Below are 18,978 nucleotides of genomic sequence, written 5' to 3' on the forward strand. Positions count from 1 at the left end.
TTGGCGCTGCAGTGCAGGCCAGCGGCCTGCCAGGCCAGCGTGTCGGCCGACGGCTTCTTCACCACCTCGCCCGCCACCGGGGGCCGCACGCGGCTCGCCAGTCGCTTGCTCAGTTTGGCGTGCGCTTCGCCCGGCGTGGGCAGGTTCGGCAGCTCGTAGCGCTTGCGCGCCAGGATGGCCTTGATCACCCGGTGCACCAGCAGGTCGGGATAGCGCCGGATGGGGCTCGTGAAGTGCGTGTAGGCCTCGAAGGCAAGACCGAAGTGGCCGCTGTTGATGGGCGTGTAGATCGCCTGCTGCATGGAGCGCAGCAGCATGGTGTGGATCTGCTGGGCTTCGGGGCGGTCCTTGGTGGCATTGGCGATGGCCTGGAAGTCGCCTGGTTTGGGGTTGTCGCCGATCGTCTGCGACACGCCCATCGCCTTGAGGTAGTTGCGCAGGATTTCCTGCTTTTCCGGCGTGGGGCCTTCGTGCACGCGGTACAGACCGGTGTGCTTGCCCTCCTGGATGAAATCGGCCGAGCACACGTTGGCGGCGAGCATGGCTTCCTCGATCAGCTTGTGCGCATCGTTGCGCGTGCGCGGCACGATCTTCTCGATGCGCCCCGACTCGTCGCACACGATCTGCGTCTCGGTCGTTTCAAAATCCACCGCGCCGCGCTCCCCGCGCGCCAACAGCAGGGCGCGGTACACGTCGTGCAGGTTCAGCAGGTAAGGCACCAGCGCCTTGCGCTGCGCGGCTTCCGGCCCGCGGGTGTTCTGCAGGATCGCGGCCACCTCGGTGTACGTGAAGCGCGCATGGCTGAACATCACCGCCGGGTAGAACTGATACGCATGGACCTCCCCCTTGGCGTTGACCAGCATGTCGCACACCATGCACAGGCGTTCCACGCCGGGGTTCAAGGAACACAGGCCATTGGAGAGCTTCTCCGGCAGCATGGGAATCACGCGGCGCGGGAAGTAGACCGAGGTGGCCCGGTCATAGGCATCGATATCGATCGGCGAGCCGGTCTCCACGTAGTGGCTCACGTCGGCGATGGCCACCAGCAGGCGCCAGCCCTTGCCTTTTCCGACCTTGGCCGGCTCGCAGTAGACGGCGTCGTCGAAGTCGCGTGCGTCTTCGCCGTCGATGGTCACGAGCGGCACGTCGCGCAGGTCCACGCGATGCTTGTGGTCGGCGGCTCTCACGTGGTCGGGGAGTGCGCGCGCCTGGGCCAGCGCGGCATCGGAGAACTCATGGGGCACGCCGTACTTGCGCACCGCGATCTCGATCTCCATGCCCGGGTCGTCGATCTCGCCCAGCACCTCTTTCACGCGGCCCACCGGCTGCCCGTACAGCGCGGGCGGCTCGGTCAGCTGGACCACCACGACCTGGCCAGGCTTGGCCGACCCGGTGGCACCCTTGGGAATCAGCACGTCCTGTCCGTAGCGCTTGTCCTCGGGCGCGACGAGCCAGACACCACTCTCCTGCAACAGGCGGCCAATGATGGGGGAATCGGAGCGTTCGACGATTTCGGTCACGCGCCCTTCGGGGCGCCCCTTGCGGTCCAGCCGCACGATGCGCGCCTTGACGCGGTCCTTGTGCAACACCGCACGCATCTCGTTGGAGGGCAGGTAGATATCGGCCTGGCCATCGTCGCGGATCACGAAACCGTGTCCATCACGATGTCCGGAAACGACACCTTCGTATTCGGCCAACAGGCTGTTTTTTTCGTTCACTTTTGGGATCGCTTTTTTCTCTGCTATACTTCTGGTTTTCCTGAAAGCCCAGGTGGCGGAATTGGTAGACGCACTAGTTTCAGGTACTAGCGAGTAACATCGTGGAGGTTCGAGTCCTCTCCTGGGCACCAATCATAAAGGGCTTGCAAACGTGATGTTTGCAAGCCCTTTTCTTTTGCCTTATCAAGATGCAAAGCCTGCAAGCAGGCTTTGCGTTCGCCGCTGAACTGCTTCACATTCTGAAGCACCCGATGTGGCCAGAGGGTGTTCGATCCGGCCATCGGCGCCACCGTCAAACCGGGACCGCCAGGAGGTCGTGTCCCTGGGCCGCGACCACACGGGCCTTGGTGAATTCGCCGACCTTCATGGTCTTGCTGATCTTCTCCGGCGGCAGCAGCCGCACCACCCCATCGATCTCCGGCGCATCGGCGTAACTGCGTCCGATGCCACCCTTCTTGCCCAGGCCCGGCGCGGAATCCACGAGCACCTGCATGGTCGCGCCCACGCGCTGCCGCAGCTTCTCGGCCGACACGGCTTCGGCCACCGCCATGAAGCGCGCGCGACGCTCTTCGCGCACGGCATCGGGCACGGCGTGCGGCAACTCATTGGCCGAGGCGCCCGGCACAGGCGAATACGCAAAGCACCCGGCGCGATCAATGCGCGCCTCGCGCACGAAATCGAGCAGATGGTCGAACTCGGCTTCGGTCTCCCCCGGAAAGCCCGCAATGAACGTGCTTCGCACCACGATCTGTGGACACAGCTCGCGCCAGCGTGCAATGCGCTCCAGGTTCCTCTCGCCACTGGCTGGCCGTTTCATCCGGCGCAGCACGTCGGGATGGCTGTGCTGCAACGGCACATCGAGGTAAGGAAGGCACAGGCCATCGGCCATCAGCGGAATGATCTCATCCACGTGCGGATACGGGTAGACATAGTGCAGGCGCACCCAGGCGCCATAGCCTCGTGCCAGCTCGCCCAGCGAGCGCACGAGATCGAACATGCGCGTCTTCACCGGCTTGCCGTCCCAGAAGCCGGTGCGGTACTTCACGTCCACGCCGTACGCGGAAGTATCCTGGCTGACCACCAGCAACTCCTTCACGCCAGACTCGAAGAGCTTGCGCGCCTCAGTCAGCACGTCGCCGATCGGTCGACTCACCAGGTCGCCGCGCATGGACGGGATGATGCAGAACGTGCAACGGTGGTTGCAGCCCTCGCTGATCTTCAGGTAGGCGTAATGGCGCGGCGTGAGCTTGATGCCTTGTGGTGGCACCAGATCCACAAATGGATCGTGTGGCTTGGGCAGGTGCTCATGCACCGCCGTCATCACCTCGTGCGTGGCATGCGGCCCGGTCACCGCCAGCACGCTGGGGTGCATCTGCCGCACCAGGTTGCCGCCCCCCTCGCCTTCGCGCGCGCCCAGGCATCCGGTGACGATCACCTTGCCGTTCTCGGCCAGGGCTTCGCCGATGGTGTCCAGGCTCTCGCGAACGGCGTCGTCGATGAAGCCGCAGGTGTTGACGATCACGAGATCGGCACCAGCGAAGGTCTTGGAGGTCTGGTACCCCTCGGCGCTGAGCTGCGTGAGGATGAGTTCGGAGTCGGTCAGCGCCTTGGGGCAACCCAGGCTGACGAACCCGACCTTGGGTGTCTTGGCGGCGGGGGCGGTGTCGTAAGTCATTGTTTCCATTTGGATTCCGCCGGGCTACCTGGCTGAAGAGCGTGGTCCATTATTGTAAGGCGGCGCGTCCAGCCAGCTTGCCATGCCTTCCATGACCTTCGCCCGCAACGGTCGGCGCGGCGTGCGCGGTTCTGGCACGCGGATTGCCAAACCTCAGGCATGACGCCCAACACGCCCTCGCTCCACATTGGCACCGCCGGCTGGGGACTGCCGCGCGCGGTGGCCGACGCATTCCCCGGTGAGGGTGCACTGCTGGAGCGCTACGCCCGGGTGCTCGGCTGCACGGAAGTCAACACGACCTTCAGCCGCACGCACCGCGCGGAGACGTTCGCTCGCTGGGCGGCCCAGACCCCAGGCGGTTTCCGCTTCTCCGTCAAGCTGCCGAAGGCCTTCACCCATGAAGATCGCTTGATGACGCCGCGCGCCGAGGTGGCCGCCTTCGTGGCTTCTCTGGCGGGACTCGGCGAGCACCTGGCGGTGCTGCTGGTGCAATTGCCGCCCTCCCTGGCGCTGGATGTCAGCGCAGCACGCAGCTTCTTTCGCTCGGTGCGCACCGCGTTCTCTGGCGCCATCGTCTGCGAGCCGAGGCACGCCTCCTGGTTCACCGGGCGGGCCCAACGCTTGCTGGAGGACGAACACATTGGGCGCGTGGCCGCAGACCCGCCCAGACACCCCGGCGCTGGAGAGCCTGGCGGCTGGCTCGGCGAACACCGCGACGGACAAGGTGCTGTCGTCTACCACCGCTGGCACGGTTCGCCGCGCGTGTACTGGTCGGCCTACGACGACGACTGGCTTGACGCCAAGGCCAGGGCGTTGATGCGCTGGCCGGCCGCCACCGACGTCTGGTGCATCTTCGACAACACCGCGAAGGGAGCCGCGTGCGACGACGCGCTGCGGCTGACAAAACGAATGGCGAAACTCAGCGCTTGAGTCCCAACGCCGCCAGCATCTGCTCGCTGTTCTTCTGCATCTGCTCCTGCATCTGCGTGAAGGCGGTGCGAGACTGTTCCAGGTACGTCCCCATCATGCCTTGCATCATGGGCGACTGAACATTCATGAACTGCTTCCAGGCTTCCGGGTTCACGCCGGTGGACTGCTCGGCCATCTTGTGCTGCAGGTCCATGAAAATCTGGACGTTCTTCTCCAGGTAGGCGCCCATGAAATCCTGCATGGCATGGCCATAGAAGCGGATGATGTTGGCCAGCACCTGTTCGGTGAAGATGGGCACCCCCGCCGTCTCCTCTTCCAGGATGATCTGGAGCAGGATGCTGCGCGTGAGGTCGTCGTTCGTCTTGGCGTCCCGCACCACGAAGGGCTCGTTGTCCATGACCAGCGACTTCACTTCGGCCAGCGTGATGTACGACGACGTGTCGGTGTCGTAGAGACGCCGGTTCGGGTACTTCTTGATCACACGCACGGCGGGCGCACGCTCGCTGCCGCTACCGGCCTTGGTTTTTTGCACTGCAGGACTTTCAGGAAGGGACGGGCATCGAAGGGCCGTCGTCTGAGGGAAGGATACGGCACATTCTAGAAACCCGTTCCTGGGCCGCAAGCATGGGTTTTCCCTGTGCGAAGCCCCTTGTGAGACAGCATCCGTCCCGTTTGGCACGAAACAGACGAAAAAAAAGCAGACGGCGTGGTCTGCTTTCTGTTCCGGGGCCTGGTTGACCCCGAAGAAGTTTGGTAGGCGCGATTGGACTCGAACCAACGACCCCCACCATGTCAAGGTGGTGCTCTAACCAGCTGAGCTACGCGCCTACAAACGATTCGAAGCCTCGCAGTATAGCAGTGTTCCAGGCCGCTTTCGGCCACCCCGCCAGATCATTTGCGGCGCACCACCCGCACGCCAGGCACATCGCCCACCACGGACATGGCGCGCAGCACCTGCCGGGCGTCGGACACCTCAATGGTGAACGTCATCCAGGCCACGTCCTTGACCGACTGGGTCTGCACCCCGATCACATTCATCTTCTCGCGAGCGAACACGTCCGAAATGTCGCGCAAAAGTCCCTGGCGGTCCTGCGCCTCGATGGCCACGTCCACCGGGTACACGGCCGCGCGGCCATCGCGATCGGGGGCGGCCTGACCGCTCCATTGCACCTCGATCACCCGGTCCGGGTTCTTGCGCTGCAGGTGGGCGAAGTCGCTGCAATCGGCGCGGTGGATGCTCACCCCCTTGCCACGCGTCACGAAGCCACCAATGTCGTCCGGCGGCGCGGGCTTGCAGCACTTGGCCAGTTGCGTCATGAGCGAATCCACCCCGACCACCAGCACCCCCCCGCTGGCCTGGCCAGAGGACTTGCGCGGCTTCTTCAGCCACACAGGCATCTCGGACGGGGCCTCGGGCTCGGGCGGTCGCAAGTGGGTCTCGATGGCCCGCAAGGACAGCTCGTCCTTGCCCACCTGCTCAAAGAGTTCCTGCGCGGAGGCCAGTCCCATGGACACGGCGAGGTCGTCGAACTTCAGCGCCGTCCTGCCCTCGCGCTGCAGCAGTTTTTCCACCGCCTCGCGCCCGCGCGCCATGGTTTCTTCCATCGCCTGGGCGTTGAACCACGCGCGCACTTTGCTCTTGGCCCGGTGGCTGACGAGATAACCCAGCTCGGCGTTGAGCCAGTCCCTCGACGGCCCCCCCTCCTTCGAGGCGGTGATTTCCACCGTCTGCCCGTTCTGCAAGGGCGTGTTGAGCGTGACCATGGCGCCGTCGACTCGCGCGCCACGGCAACGGTGCCCCAGGTCCGTGTGCACGCTGTAGGCGAAGTCCACCGCCGTGGCGCCCTGGGGCAGCTCGACGATGGCCGCGTCGGGCGTGAGCACGTAGATGCGATCGTCGAACAGGCCCTGCGCGGTGCCGCTCAGGTCTCGCTCCCAGGCCAGCAGCTGGCGCAGCACGGCGATCTTGGCGTCGTACTCCGAACTGGCCGAGACGCCGGCGTAACCCTTGGCACCCGCCTCCTTGTAAGCCCAGTGCGCGGCCACACCGTGCTCGGCGTGGTCATGCATGGCCTGGGTGCGGATCTGGATCTCGAAGGCCCTGCCCTGCTCATCGCGCACCACCGTGTGCAGCGACTGGTAGCCGTTCGGCTTGGGTTTGGCGATGTAGTCGTCGAACTCGTCGGCCACGGGCACATAGTTCGCATGCACATGGGCCAGTGCGGTGTAGCAATCGTCGCGGTCGGGCACGATCACACGCAGCGCGCGGATGTCGAACACCTGGTCAAAATCCAGCGACTTGCCCCGCATCTTCTTCACGATGCTGTAGATGTGCTTGGGCCGCCCCTGCACGGAAGCGGACACGCCCTGGCGCTGCAGCTCTGCCTCGAGATGCTGGCGCACCTGCTCCACGTGGGCCTCGCGCTCGGCCCGCTTCTCGTCCAGCAGGCGGGCCACATGCTTGTAGGTCTGCGGCTCCAGGAAGCGGAACGCCAGGTCTTCCATCTCCCATTTGATCTGCCAGATGCCCAGGCGGTTGGCCAGCGGAGCGAACACGTGCAGCGACTCGCTGGCCAGCGCGTCGCCGGGCTCGCCTTTGCAGGCAGCGAAGTAGCGCAGGGTCTGCAGCCGAGAGGCAAGGCGCAGCATGACCACACGCAAATCGCGCGAGAAGGCCAGCAGCATCTTGCGCACGTTCTCGGTCTGGCTCGCGGCCAGTTCGGACACCGGCGCCTTGCCCGGCGTGGTCACGGGCAGGGCCTGCTCCTGTGCCGCCTGGCGTTCCTCTTCCTTCTTGGCCAACACTTCGGCGGACTTGATCCGGGCCAGGCGTTGCAGCTGCACCAGCTTCGTGGTTTCCAGGGCAAGGGCGGCAAAGTTGTCGCCAAAGGCCTTGGCAATCACCTCTTGCGGACGGTTGAGGTGTTGGCAGGCATACACCAGGTACGCCGCCGCCTGCATGGCCTCGGAGCCCCCGATGTCGTGGAGCACGCCGGCCACGGCATCGGCGTGCGCCAGGGTGTTCTCGCCGGTATCGAGCTGCTCGCTGCACAGCAAAGGTTCCGCAAAAGCGCGGGCACGGGCCAGTGCGTTGGCCTGCTTGGGCAGGCTGTCGGAAGTGGCCGCCACGATGGCCGAGGGCACGCCCGGCGCGCGCTCGATCAGGGGGGCCGCATTGGAGGCCTCGGACGAGGTCGGGGAAATCACACGTTTCATGAATCGCTCAACAACCACCGCTCAATCGGACCAGAGGAAGTCCCGGACGGCGGCCACCTGATCATCGGCCACCAGCGTCGGCGCGTGGCCCACGCCCTCAAAAACCACACATCGCGCCCTGGGACCGCGCCGCCCCATCTCGACGGCGGTGGCTTCGGACAGCAGGTCCGACTGCCCGCCACGCAGCAGCAGCGTCGGCGCGGAGATGGCGTCGTACAGCTGCCAGAGGGTGCCCTCACCGTCGCGGGCCATCTGGCGCGCCTGCGCCTCGTCGGCCATGCCGGTGAGGGCCTTGACCGGCATGGCGATCGCTGGGTCGTAGTGCAACCACCAGCGCCCCTCGCGCTCCCGCAGCAGCGGCAAGGACAGCGCTCGCCATTGCGCTGGCGTGTGGGGACCGAAGCCGGTGGAAATCGAGGCGAGGTAGTCCAGGGCCGCCTGCTCGCTGTCGAACGAGGGGTTCTGCCCCAGGTAGGTGCTGATGCGCTGCAGCGCCTCCCACTGGATGGCCGGCCCCACATCATTGAGCACCAGCCGGCGCGGGGCCAGCGCGGGCTGGGCCGCGATCGCCATGCCGATCAGGCCACCCATGCTGGTCCCGACCCAGTCGATGACGGCCGTGGGGTTCGACGCGCGCAGATGCACCAGCAGGGCCGACAAGTCGGCCGCATAGGTGGGCAACTGGTAGGCCATGGGGTCGGCCAGCCAGTCGCTATGGCCCCGCCCGGCCACATCGACGGAGATCACGCGGCAGCGTTCGACCAGCGTGCGCGCCAGGGTGTCGAAGTCGCGCCCCTGACGCGAGAGGCCGTGCACGCAGACCACCACATGGCGTTGATCACCCGAGGCGCTGGCCCAGTCCCAATAAGCCATGCGGCGCGGCTCGCCGGTGCGGGCCGCCGGCCCGGCGACGGGAAGATACTGGAGGTTCGGTTCTTGCATGGTGTGACAGTGCGAAGCGGGCGCCTGGGAGCGTCCGTGATAATGCCTTTCAGCGCTTTTCAACCCATCGTACTGGAACTGGAGTTCACTTCATGCTTGCCAACAAGACCGCCCTCGTCACCGGTTCCACCAGCGGCATCGGCCTGGGCATTGCCAAGGCCCTGGCGCGCCAGGGTGCCAACATCGTGCTCAACGGTTTCGGTGATGCCGAAGGCCCCAAGGCGGAAATTGCGGCCCTGGGCGCCAAAGTCGCCTACCACGGGGCGGACATGAGCAAACCCGCCGAGATCGAGGCCATGATGGCCTTCGCAGCCAGCACCTTCGGCCAGGTGGACATTCTGGTGAACAACGCCGGCATCCAGCACGTTGCGCGCGTGGAGGACTTTCCCGTCGAACGCTGGGACGCGGTCATCGCCATCAACCTGAGCAGCGCCTTCCATGCCACCCGCTTGGCCCTGCCCTCGATGCTCAAGTCCAACTGGGGCCGCATCATCAACGTGGCGTCGGTGCATGGGTTGGTGGGTTCAGCCGAGAAGTCGGCCTACGTGGCGGCCAAGCACGGCATCGTGGGCCTGACCAAGGTCACCGCCCTGGAGAACGCCACGACCGGCGTGACTTGCAATGCGATCTGCCCGGGCTGGGTGCTCACCCCCCTGGTGCAGAAGCAAGTGGACGCCAAGGCGGCGGCGCAGGGGATTTCCAACGCGGATGCCACCCGACAACTGCTGGGCGAAAAAGAGCCGTCCATGCAGTTCACCACGCCCGAAGAACTGGGCGAGCTCGCGGTGTTCTTCTGCTCGCCGGCCGGCAACAATGTGCGGGGCGTGGCCTGGAACATGGACGGCGGCTGGGCCGCCCAGTAACGGCAGCAATCCCGACCCGCTTCGCACGCCCGCCGTCGAGGGGGTGGCACCCGCGGGCGGGCAAAGCCCATTGCACGGGACCTCGGACTGCGCCGCCTCAGGCGCCGCGGCGGTCTATTTCAGCTGGATCGAGCCCGACACGGTGACGTTGACCGTGGACTTGCCGGCTTCCACCGGCACGGCCGCATCTGACATCGCGGCCTTGGCCTCCATGGCCATGGCGCGCGGCTGGAACGGGCGCACTTCCTGGTCGGCCGAACTCACGTTGACTTCGCGCAGGCTGTAGCCGGAGAAGCCGAAGCCCTTGCTGACCTCGTCCGCGCGCGCTTTGAAGCGTTCGATCGCCAGCGCCTGCACGTCGGATTCGAGTTTGCGGCGCGCGTCGCGCGAAAGCGAGAAGCTGGTACCGGACATGGTCAAGGTCTGAATCTTGCCGGCAGTGGCGCTGATGAGGGCGAAGTCCCGCCCTTCAAGCACCAGCTCGGTGCTGCCCTGCCAGCCGTTGATCTTGCCGTTGCTGCTGTAGCGCGGGTACAGGCTGAACTGGCCCGTGCGAACCTCCAGCTGCTGAGGCTTGGCATTGGCGCGGGCCACCGCCAGCGCCGCATCAAGCGCCTGCTTGAGCTGGTTCTGCACCGTCACGGCGTCACTGCCCTCGCGTGTGGTGTTCAGGCTCATGCTCAACCAGTCCTGAGGCACCTCCAGGAAACCACTGGCGGCGATGTTCACCACGTTGGCGGGCGCGGGTGTGGTGACCTGGGCCATTGCCGAAGCGCTCAGGCCCAGCCCGAGGGCCAGAACGGAAGGGAGCAAGAAGCGGGAGGAAAGGGAGGAACCGGAGAGACGACGCGAGGAAGACAGGGTCATGGTTTGAACTTGAAGTCGTGATGCGGCTGGTCGCGAAGCTGTTCGCGCAGACGCTGGCGCTCTTCCACCGAGAGTCGGTAGGGTTTGCGGCTGTCGTCCATGTCATCGAAAGGCTGTCGCAGCGCATCGCGCAAGCGCATCGTGCTGCGTGGGTCGCCCTCGTCGGCCGAGATCGGCATGACGGCCACCGGTGTATCCGAAGGCATCGGATGCACGCGCTGGTCGCCCGGTGCGGCGAAGGCCGAACCCAGCGTGACTAGCAACAAACCACTCGACAGATACGATTTCATGGTGCACTCAAGTATGGTCAATTCGCCGATTGTGTGATGTGGGCGAGGTGAAGCCGACGAGAATGCGGGCAACATCTGTAACAGCGTGTCATAAAAATAAAAAATGAGTGCTGACAAGCACTTGGCGCTGCCACAATCGCGTTTGTTACATTTAACGGAAGTTGCTCCCATGCCACAAACCACTGTCCGTCCCAACAAAGTGCTGGTCGTCGACGACGACGTGCGCATCCGCGACCTGCTGCGCCGCTACCTCATGCAGGAAGGTTTCGAGGTCATGCTGGCCGAAGACGGCAAGGCTCTGAACCGGGTCCTGCAACGCGACTCGGTCGACATCATCGTGCTCGACCTGATGATGCCGGGCGAAGACGGCCTCTCGATCTGCCGCCGCCTGCGCGCCAATGGCGATCGCACCCCCATCATCATGCTTACCGCCAAGAGCGAGGATGTGGACCGCATCGTGGGCCTGGAGGTAGGCGCGGACGACTACCTGGGCAAGCCCTTCAACCCGCGCGAACTGCTGGCCCGCATCCATGCCGTGCTGCGCCGCCGCCCGCCCACCGAGGTGCCGGGGGCGCCCTCGCAGGACCAGGAGGTGGTGAAGTTCGGCCCCTTCGAATTCGACCTGAGCCTGCGCACCCTGCGCAAAGAAGGAGCCGACCTGCCGCTGACCACCGGCGAGTTCGCGATGCTCAAGGCCCTGGTGCGCCACCCGCGCCAGCCACTGTCCCGCGAAAAACTGGCCCAGTTGGCGCGCGGCCGCGAGTTCGAGCCCTTTGACCGCAGCCTGGATGTGCAGGTCTCCCGTCTGCGCAAGCTGATCGAGGAAGACGCCGCCTCGCCGCGTTACCTGCAGACCGTCTGGGGCGTGGGCTACGTGTTCGTGCCCGATGGCAATGCCTGATGTCCGACGAGTCCCGCGTTCCGTTCGAGACCCAGCCGGCCTCGCTGGAGACAGCGCCCGCCCCGCTGGACATGCGTCCATCGCGTGGCGTGAGCCTGTTCTGGCGCACGTTCTTCTTTCTGGCGCTGCTGCTGGTCGGCTGCACCGTCGCCTGGCTGCAGACCTTTCGCGCGCTGGAGTACGAGCCGCGGGCGCTGCAAAGCGCGAACCAGCTGGCCTCGCTGGTCAACCTCAGCCGGGCCGCCCTGGTGCACTCGGATGCCATCGCCCGGGTCTCGCTGATCAAGACCCTGGCCAGCGAAGAAGGCCTGCGCATCGCGCCGCGTGAGCCGACCGACACCTTCCGCCTCTACAACACCGATGCGCTCAGCCGCAACGTGGCCGAGCGGCTGCGCGGGCGCCTGGGCCCCGACACGCTGGTGGCGCGCGAGGTCAATGGCGCCCCAGGCCTGTGGATCGGCTTCACCATTGACGGCGACCCCTACTGGCTGCTCACCGACCCCTCTCGCATCGGCCCGGTGGCGGGCACCACCTGGCTGATCTGGCTCGGCACCGCCGCCCTGCTTTCGCTCACGGGCGCGGCACTCATCGCCCGCCTGATCAACCGGCCGCTGAAGAAACTCTCGTTCGCGGCCAGCCGGGTGCGCGAGGGCGATTTCAACGCCAGCCAGCTCAACGAGGCCGTGGCCACGAGCGAGATCCGCGAGGTGAACATCGGCTTCAACCGCATGGCCCAGCGGCTCTCCAAGATCGAGCAGGACCGGGCCTTGATGCTCGCCGGCATCTCGCACGACCTGCGCACGCCGCTGGCCCGCCTGCGGCTGGAAACCGAGATGAGCGTGGACGACGCCCAGGCGCGCGAGCACATGGCGGCCGACATCGACCAGGTCAACGCCATCATCGACAAGTTCCTCGACTACGCCCGCCCCGACCACCTCAAGCCCGAGCGCGTGAGCCTCAACCAGGTGGTGGATGCCGCGATCTTCTCGGTCGGCCAGGACCCGAACACCTACATCACCACCAACATCCCGCGCGACACCGCCGTGATGGGCGACGCGGTGGAGCTGCAACGCGTGTTCTCCAACCTGATCGAGAACGCCATGCGCTACGGGCGCGACCCGGAAACCGGCATCGCCAAGATCGACATCGCGGCCAAGGCCAAGGACGACGACGTGCTGGTCAAGCTGCGCGACCACGGGCAAGGCGTCAATCCGGAACAGCTTGAGCAGCTGACCCAGCCGTTCTACCGGGGCGACGTTTCCCGCAGCGCGGCCACCGGCACCGGCCTGGGCCTGGCCATCGTGGACCGTGCCATCGCGCGCATGGGCGGCCGCTTCGCGCTGGCCAACAGCAGCACCGGAGGCCTTGCGGCCCACATGAAACTCGTCAAGGCGCCGTCTTGACGAGCAGCACGACCGCGCGCGCCTCGATCGACAGGCCCTGCCCCACAGGGCCGATCTTCTCGGCCGTCTTGGCCTTCACGTTGACCTGACCGGTCGCCAGCCCCAGGGTGCGGGCAATGCCCTCGCACATGGCGGCGATATGAGGGGCAAGCTTGGGCGCCTGCGCGATCACGGTGCTGTCGATGTTGCCGATGTCAAAACCCGCCTCGCGCACCCGGCGCGCCGCCTCGGCCAGCAGCGCGCTGGAGTCGGCGCCTTTGAATCGCTCGTCGGTGTCGGGGAAATGGCGGCCAATGTCGCCCAGCGCCGCCGCGCCCAGCAGCGCATCGGTGATGGCGTGCAGCAGCACGTCGGCATCGGAATGCCCCAGCAGCCCCTGGCTGTGGGGAATGCGCACGCCGCCGATGATGAGGGGCCGCCCGGGCACCAGAGCATGCACATCCCAGCCCTCGCCAATGCGCAAAGGGGGAAGGGTGAAGGCATTCATGAGCGGCTCCTGAGCACGGCTTGGGCCAGTGCGAAGTCTTCGGGATAGGTGACTTTGAAGTTCTGCGCGCTGCCGCGCACCAGCAGCGGCCGGTGGCCGGCCATCTCCATGGCACTGGCCTCGTCGGTCACGCCAGCAAAGCCGCTGGGCGCCGTGGCCGCCAGCGCGGCTTGCAGCGCGCCCAGTCGGAACATCTGGGGCGTCTGCGCCAGCCATTTGTCGGCGCGCTCGACGGTGGCCGCCACGCGACCACCGATGTCGGCCTTGAGCGTGTCGGGCAAGGGCAGCGCCAGCAGGCCGCCCACGGCATCGTTCCAGCAGGCGTCGATCAAGGCATCGACCTGGGCCGGCGTGACAAGGCAGCGCGCGGCGTCGTGCACCAGCACCCAGTCGTGCGCCGAAGCGCCTTGCTCTCGCAAGACCTGCAGGCCGTTGCACACGGTCTCGGCGCGGGTGGCGCCCCCACAGCGCGCCAGCGTGGTGCCCACAGGCGTCGAGGTCCAGAAATCATCGCCGGGCGCAACAACCACCAGGCAAGTCTGCAAGCGCGCGACGGCGCGCAGAGCTGCCAGCGTGTGCATCACCATGGGTTGGCCCGCGATCGGCTGGTACTGCTTGGGCATCGCGGTGCCGGCCCGGGTGCCGGTGCCCGCGCAGGGCAGCAGCACATGGCATCGGGGAGCGCCGGGGCGGGTCAATTCGGTGTCGGCATGGGGCATGGTGTGCGTGCATTCTAAAATCAGGCCTCACACCCCCGCCCGCCTGGTCGGGGGTGTTCGTCATGGCCGCACTGGCCCACCACGCCCTCAAGTCCACTCCGCACGCCCTTCCATCTTCCATGGACTTGCCCAAACTCACCCCCGGCAAACGCCACACCGTGCCGCATCCCGGCGGTTCGGCCGACGCCCTGATGCTGGCCCAGCTGGGCGAGCGCGAGAAAGCCGCCGGCCGGCTTACCGCCATCGTCACCGCCGACGCCAACGACGCGCAGCGGCTGATCGACGAGATGGCCTTCTTCGCGCCGGGTCTGCGCTGCGCCCTCTTTCCCGACTGGGAAACGCTGCCCTACGACACCTTCTCGCCCCACCAGGACCTGATCAGCGAACGCCTGGCCACGTTGTGGCGCATCTCGCAGCGCGACAAGGAAACGGGCGCCGACGTGGTGCTCGTCCCCGCCACCACCGCGCTGTACCGGCTCGCCCCGCCCTCCTTTCTTGCGGGCTATACCTTCCACTTCAAGGTCAAGCAAAAGCTCGATGAGAGCCGGCTCAAGGGCCAGCTGACGCTGGCGGGCTACCAGCACGTCACGCAGGTCGTGAGTCCCGGGGAGTACGCGGTGCGCGGCGGCCTGATCGACCTGTTCCCCATGGGAAGCCTGGTGCCCTACCGGGTGGACCTGTTCGACGACGAAATCGACAGCATCCGCACGTTCGACCCGGACAGCCAGCGCAGCCTGTACCCGGTCAACGAGGTGCGCCTGCTGCCCGGGCGTGAATTCCCCATGGACGACGCGGCGCGCGCCAAATTCCGCAGTCGCTGGCGCGAACTGCTCGAAGGCGATCCAACCAAGAGCCGCATCTACAAAGACATCGGCAACGGCGTGGCCACCGCCGGCATCGAGTACTACCTCCCGCTGTTCTTTGACGACACCGCCACCGTGTTCGACTACCTCGGCGCGGACGCGACCGTGGTGCTGCACGGCGACCTGGAGCCCGCCTTCCAGCGCTTCTGGCAGGACACCAAGGACCGCCACCGCCTGCTGCGCGGCGACCCCGAACGTCCCGTGCTGCCGCCAGAAGCCCTGTTCCTGGGCACCGAGCAGTTTTACACCCGCGCCAACCAGCATGCCCAGTACGTGGTGCGCCCGGCGCAGCAGGAGATCGAACACGGCGCGCACGTTCAGAAGCTGGGCGACCTGTCCGTGGTGCGCGGCGCCGAAGACCCGCTGGCGCGCCTGCAGGCCCATCTGCGCAACACCGCGCACCGCGTGCTGCTGCTCGCCGAGAGCGACGGCCGACGCGAGAGCCTGCTGGACTTCCTGCGCGCCAGCGGCGTCCATCCGCCAGCCTTCGACTCGCTGGCCGAGTTCCAGTCCAGCGATGAAAAAACCGGCATCGCCACCGCCGCGCTCGCGGTGGGCTTTTCCTGGCTGGACGACGGCATCGACTTCGTCACCGAAACCGAGCTGTTTGCCGCCGGCCCCACCACGCGGCGGCGCAAAAAACAGGAACAGGTCAGCGACGTCGATGCGCTGATCAAGGACCTGTCCGAGCTCAATCTTGGCGACCCGGTGGTGCACAACGCACACGGCATTGGCCGCTACCGGGGCCTCGTCAACATGGACATGGGGGAGAAGAACCCCGACGGCACCCCTGCACTGCAGGAGTTTCTCCACCTGGAGTACGCCGACAAGGCCGTGCTCTACGTGCCGGTGAGCCAGCTGCAGCTCATCGGCCGCTACACCGGCGTGAGCGCCGACGAGGCGCCGCTGCACAAGCTGGGCAGCGGCCAGTGGGAGAAGGCCAAACGCAAGGCCGCCGAACAGGTGCGCGACGCCGCCGCCGAACTGCTCAACATCTACGCCCGCCGCGCCGCGCGCCAGGGCCATGCGTTCCGCTACTCGGCGCAAGACTACGAGGTGTTTGCCAACGACTTCGGCTTCGAGGAAACCGCCGACCAGCGCGCCGCCATCCACGCCGTGATCCAGGACATGATCAGCCCGCGCCCCATGGACCGCCTGGTCTGTGGCGACGTGGGCTTCGGCAAGACCGAGGTCGCGCTGCGCGCCGCCTTTGTCGCCGTGACCGGCGGGCGCCAGGTGGCCTTCCTTGCACCGACCACGCTGCTGGCCGAGCAGCACTTCCAGACGCTGTCCGACCGCTTCTCGAAATGGCCGGTGAAGGTGGCCGAGATGAGCCGCTTCCGATCGGCCAAGGAAATCACCGCCGCGGCCAAGGGCCTGGCCGACGGCTCGGTGGACATCGTGGTCGGCACGCACAAGCTGCTCAGCGAGAGCGTGAAGTTCAAGGACCTGGGCCTGCTCATCATCGACGAAGAACACCGCTTCGGCGTGCGCCACAAGGAGGCGATGAAGGCGATGCGCGCCGAGGTCGACGTGCTCACGCTCACCGCCACGCCGATCCCGCGCACGCTGGGCATGGCGCTCGAAGGCCTGCGCGATCTGTCCGTGATCGCCACCGCGCCGCAGCGCCGCCTGGCCATCAAGACTTTCGTGCGCAACGAGGGCAACGGCGTGATCCGCGAAGCCGTGCTGCGCGAACTCAAGCGCGGCGGCCAGGTCTACTTCCTGCACAACGAGGTCGAGACCATCGAGAACCGGCGCCAGAAGCTCGAAGAGATCCTGCCCGAGGCGCGCATCGCCATTGCACACGGCCAGATGCCCGAACGCGAACTCGAGCGCGTGATGCGCGACTTCGTGGCGCAGCGCTTCAACGTGCTGCTGTGCTCGACCATCATCGAGACCGGCATCGACGTGCCCACGGCCAACACCATCGTGATGAGCCGCGCCGACAAGTTCGGCCTGGCGCAGCTGCACCAGCTGCGCGGGCGCGTGGGCCGCAGCCACCACCAGGCCTACGCTTACCTGATGGTCCCCGACATCGAAGGCCTTACCAAACAGGCAGCACAGCGGCTGGACGCGATCCAGCAGATGGAGGAACTCGGCAGCGGCTTCTACCTGGCCATGCACGACCTGGAGATCCGGGGGGCGGGCGAGGTGCTGGGCGAAAACCAGAGCGGCAACATGCTGGAGGTGGGCTTCCAGCTCTACAACGAGATGCTGTCGGAAGCCGTGAAGTCCCTCAAGGCCGGGCGCGAGCCCGACCTGCTCTCGCCCCTGTCGGTCACCACCGACATCAACCTGCACGCGCCCGCATTGCTGCCCAACGACTACTGTGGCGACGTGCACCTGCGCCTGTCGTTCTACAAGAAGCTGGCCACCGCGAAAAACACCGATCAGGTCGATGCCCTGCTCGAAGAAATCGTGGACCGCTTCGGCAAGCTGCCACCGCAGGCGCAGACGCTGATCGACGTGCACCGCCTGCGCTGCATCAGCACACCCTACGGTGTCGTCAAGGTCGATGCGGCACCGGGCGTGACGAACATCACCTTCCGCGCCAATCCGCCGTTCGAGCCGATGCGCATCATCGAATTGATCCAGAAAAACCGCCACATCAAGCTCGCCGGCAACGACAAGCTGCGCATCGAGCGCGCCCTGCCCGAAGTGAAGGACCGCGTGCAGCTGGTGCGCGATGTGCTGCGCTCGCTCGGCCAGCCCCACAAGAATCCTGAAACAGCGTGACCAACATGACCACCGCCACCGAATTCGCCCCCGGTCTCACCGTCCAGGGCTTCACCCCTCCACTCAAGCTCAGCGACTTCAAGCTCATCGCCTTCGACATGGACTCCACGCTCATCAGCATCGAATGCGTCGACGAGATCGCCGATGCCGTGGGGAAGAAGGCCGAGGTGGCCGCCATCACCGAAGCCGCCATGCGCGGCGAGATCACCGACTACAAGGACAGCCTTCGCAAGCGCGTGGCGCTGCTGCGCGGCGTGACCATCGCCGACATGGAGCAGGTCTACACCGAGCGCCTGCGCATCAACCCGGGCGCTGCCGAGCTGGTGAGCGCCTGCAAGGCCGCCGGCCTCAAGGTGCTGCTGGTTTCGGGTGGATTCACCTTCTTCAGCGAGCGCGTGCGCCACACACTGGGCATCGACTTCACGCGCGCCAACGTGCTCGAAGTGGAAAGCGGCCCCAACTGCGGCCAGCTCACCGGCCACATGGTGGACCAACCCTGGGGCGACATTTGCGACGGCGCCGAGAAACGCCGCACCTTGCTCGAAGTGGCCTCGTTGCTGGGCATCGAGGCCTCGCAGTGCATTGCCATGGGCGATGGCGCCAACGACCTTCCCATGATGGGCGTGGCCGGCCTCTCGGTGGCCTACCACGCCAAGCCCGCCGTGCGCGCGCAGGCCATGGTGGCCATCAACGAAGGCGGGCTCGACCGCCTCCTCGAAGTCTTGCGCTGAACACCCGGATGGTCCTGCCGCCACGCCTGGCCCGCTTCGCGCAATCGCTGCGCCGTCGGTGGAAGAGCCACCTGCTGACCTTGGGCCTGTTGCTGGCCGTGCTGCTGGGCGTACAGGCCTGGCAAACGCGCGACGTGCCGCGCGGCCCAGCGCCCGAGCTGGCCCTCGTCCTGGTGCAGCCGGACGGCAGCCAGCGCAGCACCACCCTGGCGCAGTGGCGCGCCGACCACCCCGGCCAGCCCGTGGCCTTGCATGTGTGGGCCGAGTGGTGTCCCATCTGCCGCACAGAAGAGCACAGCGTGACCAGGCTGTCGGCGGACTGGCCGGTGCTCACCATCGCCATGCAATCCGGCCAGGCCGACGCCGTGGCCCGCGTGCTGGCGCAGCGGCAACTGCCCTGGGTCACGGCCATCGATGCGCGCGGACAGATCGCCCGCCAGCTCGGTTTCAAAGCCGTGCCCGCCTTCGTGGTGGTGGACGCCCAGGGCCAGTTGCGCGCGCCCACGGCCGGCTACACCAGCGAGATCGGCATGCGGCTGCGGCTGTGGTGGGCGCGGCTGTTCTGATCCAAAGGCTCAGCCGCCCGCTCGCTTGACGTGGTGGCTCTGGGCCTTCAGCGCGGCCATCACCTTGT

16 protein-coding genes and 2 tRNA genes are annotated in these 18,978 nt (G+C 66.5%); 8 read left to right on the forward strand and 10 right to left on the reverse strand.

Translation table 11 applies throughout. The annotated features are described in order from the left end of the window. On the reverse strand, window positions 1–1,718 hold a 1,718-nt coding region (gene rnr, locus KIT86_RS20110; RefSeq protein WP_297401667.1), incomplete at its 3' end, for a ribonuclease R. A gap of 46 nt (window positions 1,719–1,764) precedes the next feature. Here rnr and KIT86_RS20115 point away from each other — a divergent pair. Continuing rightward, window positions 1,765–1,849: transfer RNA gene (locus tag KIT86_RS20115), tRNA-Leu, on the forward strand. Between the two features lie 161 nt (window positions 1,850–2,010). Here the strand turns inward: KIT86_RS20115 and rimO are convergent. Continuing rightward, window positions 2,011–3,402: a 30S ribosomal protein S12 methylthiotransferase RimO gene (gene rimO / locus KIT86_RS20120; protein ID WP_297401670.1), complete on the reverse strand. Its 1,392-nt coding sequence runs from the start codon at window positions 3,400–3,402 to the stop codon at window positions 2,011–2,013. A gap of 150 nt (window positions 3,403–3,552) precedes the next feature. On the opposite strand from rimO, the gene KIT86_RS20125 reads away from it, so the two are divergent. Then, window positions 3,553–4,323, forward strand: a complete 771-nt coding sequence (locus tag KIT86_RS20125; protein WP_297401672.1) for a DUF72 domain-containing protein — start codon at window positions 3,553–3,555, stop codon at window positions 4,321–4,323. Here the strand turns inward: KIT86_RS20125 and phaR are convergent. The 4 genes from phaR to KIT86_RS20145 all read right to left on the reverse strand — a co-directional run bounded on the left by phaR (window position 4,313) and on the right by KIT86_RS20145 (window position 8,481). After that, window positions 4,313–4,855, reverse strand: coding sequence for a polyhydroxyalkanoate synthesis repressor PhaR (gene phaR, locus KIT86_RS20130; RefSeq protein ID WP_297401674.1), 543 nt, complete (start codon window positions 4,853–4,855; stop codon window positions 4,313–4,315). The genes KIT86_RS20125 and phaR overlap by 11 nt on opposite strands. Window positions 4,856–5,074: 219 nt before the next feature. Then, window positions 5,075–5,151: transfer RNA gene (locus tag KIT86_RS20135), tRNA-Val, on the reverse strand. 63 nt (window positions 5,152–5,214) lie between these two features. Next, on the reverse strand, window positions 5,215–7,539 hold the full coding sequence (locus tag KIT86_RS20140; protein WP_297401676.1) for a bifunctional (p)ppGpp synthetase/guanosine-3',5'-bis(diphosphate) 3'-pyrophosphohydrolase: 2,325 nt from the start codon (window positions 7,537–7,539) through the stop codon (window positions 5,215–5,217). A gap of 21 nt (window positions 7,540–7,560) precedes the next feature. Beyond that, on the reverse strand, window positions 7,561–8,481 hold the full coding sequence (locus tag KIT86_RS20145; protein ID WP_297401678.1) for an alpha/beta hydrolase: 921 nt from the start codon (window positions 8,479–8,481) through the stop codon (window positions 7,561–7,563). A 92-nt stretch (window positions 8,482–8,573) separates the two neighbouring features. On the opposite strand from KIT86_RS20145, the gene KIT86_RS20150 reads away from it, so the two are divergent. Beyond that, entirely contained in the window at window positions 8,574–9,344 is a 771-nt protein-coding gene (locus tag KIT86_RS20150) for a 3-hydroxybutyrate dehydrogenase (RefSeq protein ID WP_297401680.1), read from the forward strand. Between the two features lie 114 nt (window positions 9,345–9,458). Here KIT86_RS20150 and KIT86_RS20155 read toward each other — a convergent pair whose 3' ends face one another. After that, on the reverse strand, window positions 9,459–10,109 hold the full coding sequence (locus tag KIT86_RS20155; RefSeq protein WP_297401697.1) for an SIMPL domain-containing protein: 651 nt from the start codon (window positions 10,107–10,109) through the stop codon (window positions 9,459–9,461). A 98-nt stretch (window positions 10,110–10,207) separates the two neighbouring features. Next, window positions 10,208–10,501 (reverse strand): hypothetical protein, encoded by a 294-nt coding sequence (locus tag KIT86_RS20160; protein ID WP_297401682.1) that lies wholly within the window; start codon window positions 10,499–10,501, stop codon window positions 10,208–10,210. A 169-nt stretch (window positions 10,502–10,670) separates the two neighbouring features. Here KIT86_RS20160 and ompR point away from each other — a divergent pair, with 169 nt between their 5' ends. Together ompR and KIT86_RS20170 are read left to right on the forward strand one after the other, a co-directional pair. Beyond that, window positions 10,671–11,402, forward strand: coding sequence for a two-component system response regulator OmpR (gene ompR / locus KIT86_RS20165; RefSeq protein ID WP_291121876.1), 732 nt, complete (start codon window positions 10,671–10,673; stop codon window positions 11,400–11,402). Beyond that, window positions 11,402–12,805, forward strand: coding sequence for a sensor histidine kinase (locus KIT86_RS20170; RefSeq protein WP_297401685.1), 1,404 nt, complete (start codon window positions 11,402–11,404; stop codon window positions 12,803–12,805). Before ompR ends, KIT86_RS20170 begins: the two co-directional genes overlap by 1 nt. Here the strand turns inward: KIT86_RS20170 and ispF are convergent. Both ispF and ispD read right to left on the reverse strand, forming a co-directional pair. Next, complete coding sequence (gene ispF, locus KIT86_RS20175; RefSeq protein WP_297401687.1) at window positions 12,789–13,292, reverse strand: 2-C-methyl-D-erythritol 2,4-cyclodiphosphate synthase; 504 nt, start codon at window positions 13,290–13,292, stop codon at window positions 12,789–12,791. The two genes, KIT86_RS20170 and ispF, sit on opposite strands and share 17 nt — an antisense overlap. After that, window positions 13,289–14,011 (reverse strand): 2-C-methyl-D-erythritol 4-phosphate cytidylyltransferase, encoded by a 723-nt coding sequence (gene ispD / locus KIT86_RS20180; RefSeq protein WP_297401690.1) that lies wholly within the window; start codon window positions 14,009–14,011, stop codon window positions 13,289–13,291. The genes ispF and ispD overlap by 4 nt, the downstream gene beginning before the upstream one ends. A gap of 119 nt (window positions 14,012–14,130) precedes the next feature. Here ispD and mfd point away from each other — a divergent pair, with 119 nt between their 5' ends. Genes mfd through KIT86_RS20195 form a run of 3 tightly spaced genes read left to right on the forward strand, consistent with a single transcriptional unit; the run spans window position 14,131 to window position 18,910 of the window. Next, window positions 14,131–17,613, forward strand: a complete 3,483-nt coding sequence (gene mfd, locus KIT86_RS20185) for a transcription-repair coupling factor (RefSeq protein WP_297401692.1) — start codon at window positions 14,131–14,133, stop codon at window positions 17,611–17,613. Window positions 17,614–17,618: 5 nt separating this feature from the next. After that, window positions 17,619–18,344, forward strand: a complete 726-nt coding sequence (serB, locus tag KIT86_RS20190; protein ID WP_297401694.1) for a phosphoserine phosphatase SerB — start codon at window positions 17,619–17,621, stop codon at window positions 18,342–18,344. An 8-nt stretch (window positions 18,345–18,352) separates the two neighbouring features. Continuing rightward, entirely contained in the window at window positions 18,353–18,910 is a 558-nt protein-coding gene (locus KIT86_RS20195; protein WP_297401696.1) for a redoxin domain-containing protein, read from the forward strand. The last annotated feature ends 68 nt before the right edge of the window (window positions 18,911–18,978 follow it).

It is taken from the genome of Hydrogenophaga sp. (assembly GCF_026125825.1).
In the GTDB taxonomy this organism is placed as follows: domain Bacteria; phylum Pseudomonadota; class Gammaproteobacteria; order Burkholderiales; family Burkholderiaceae_C; genus Hydrogenophaga.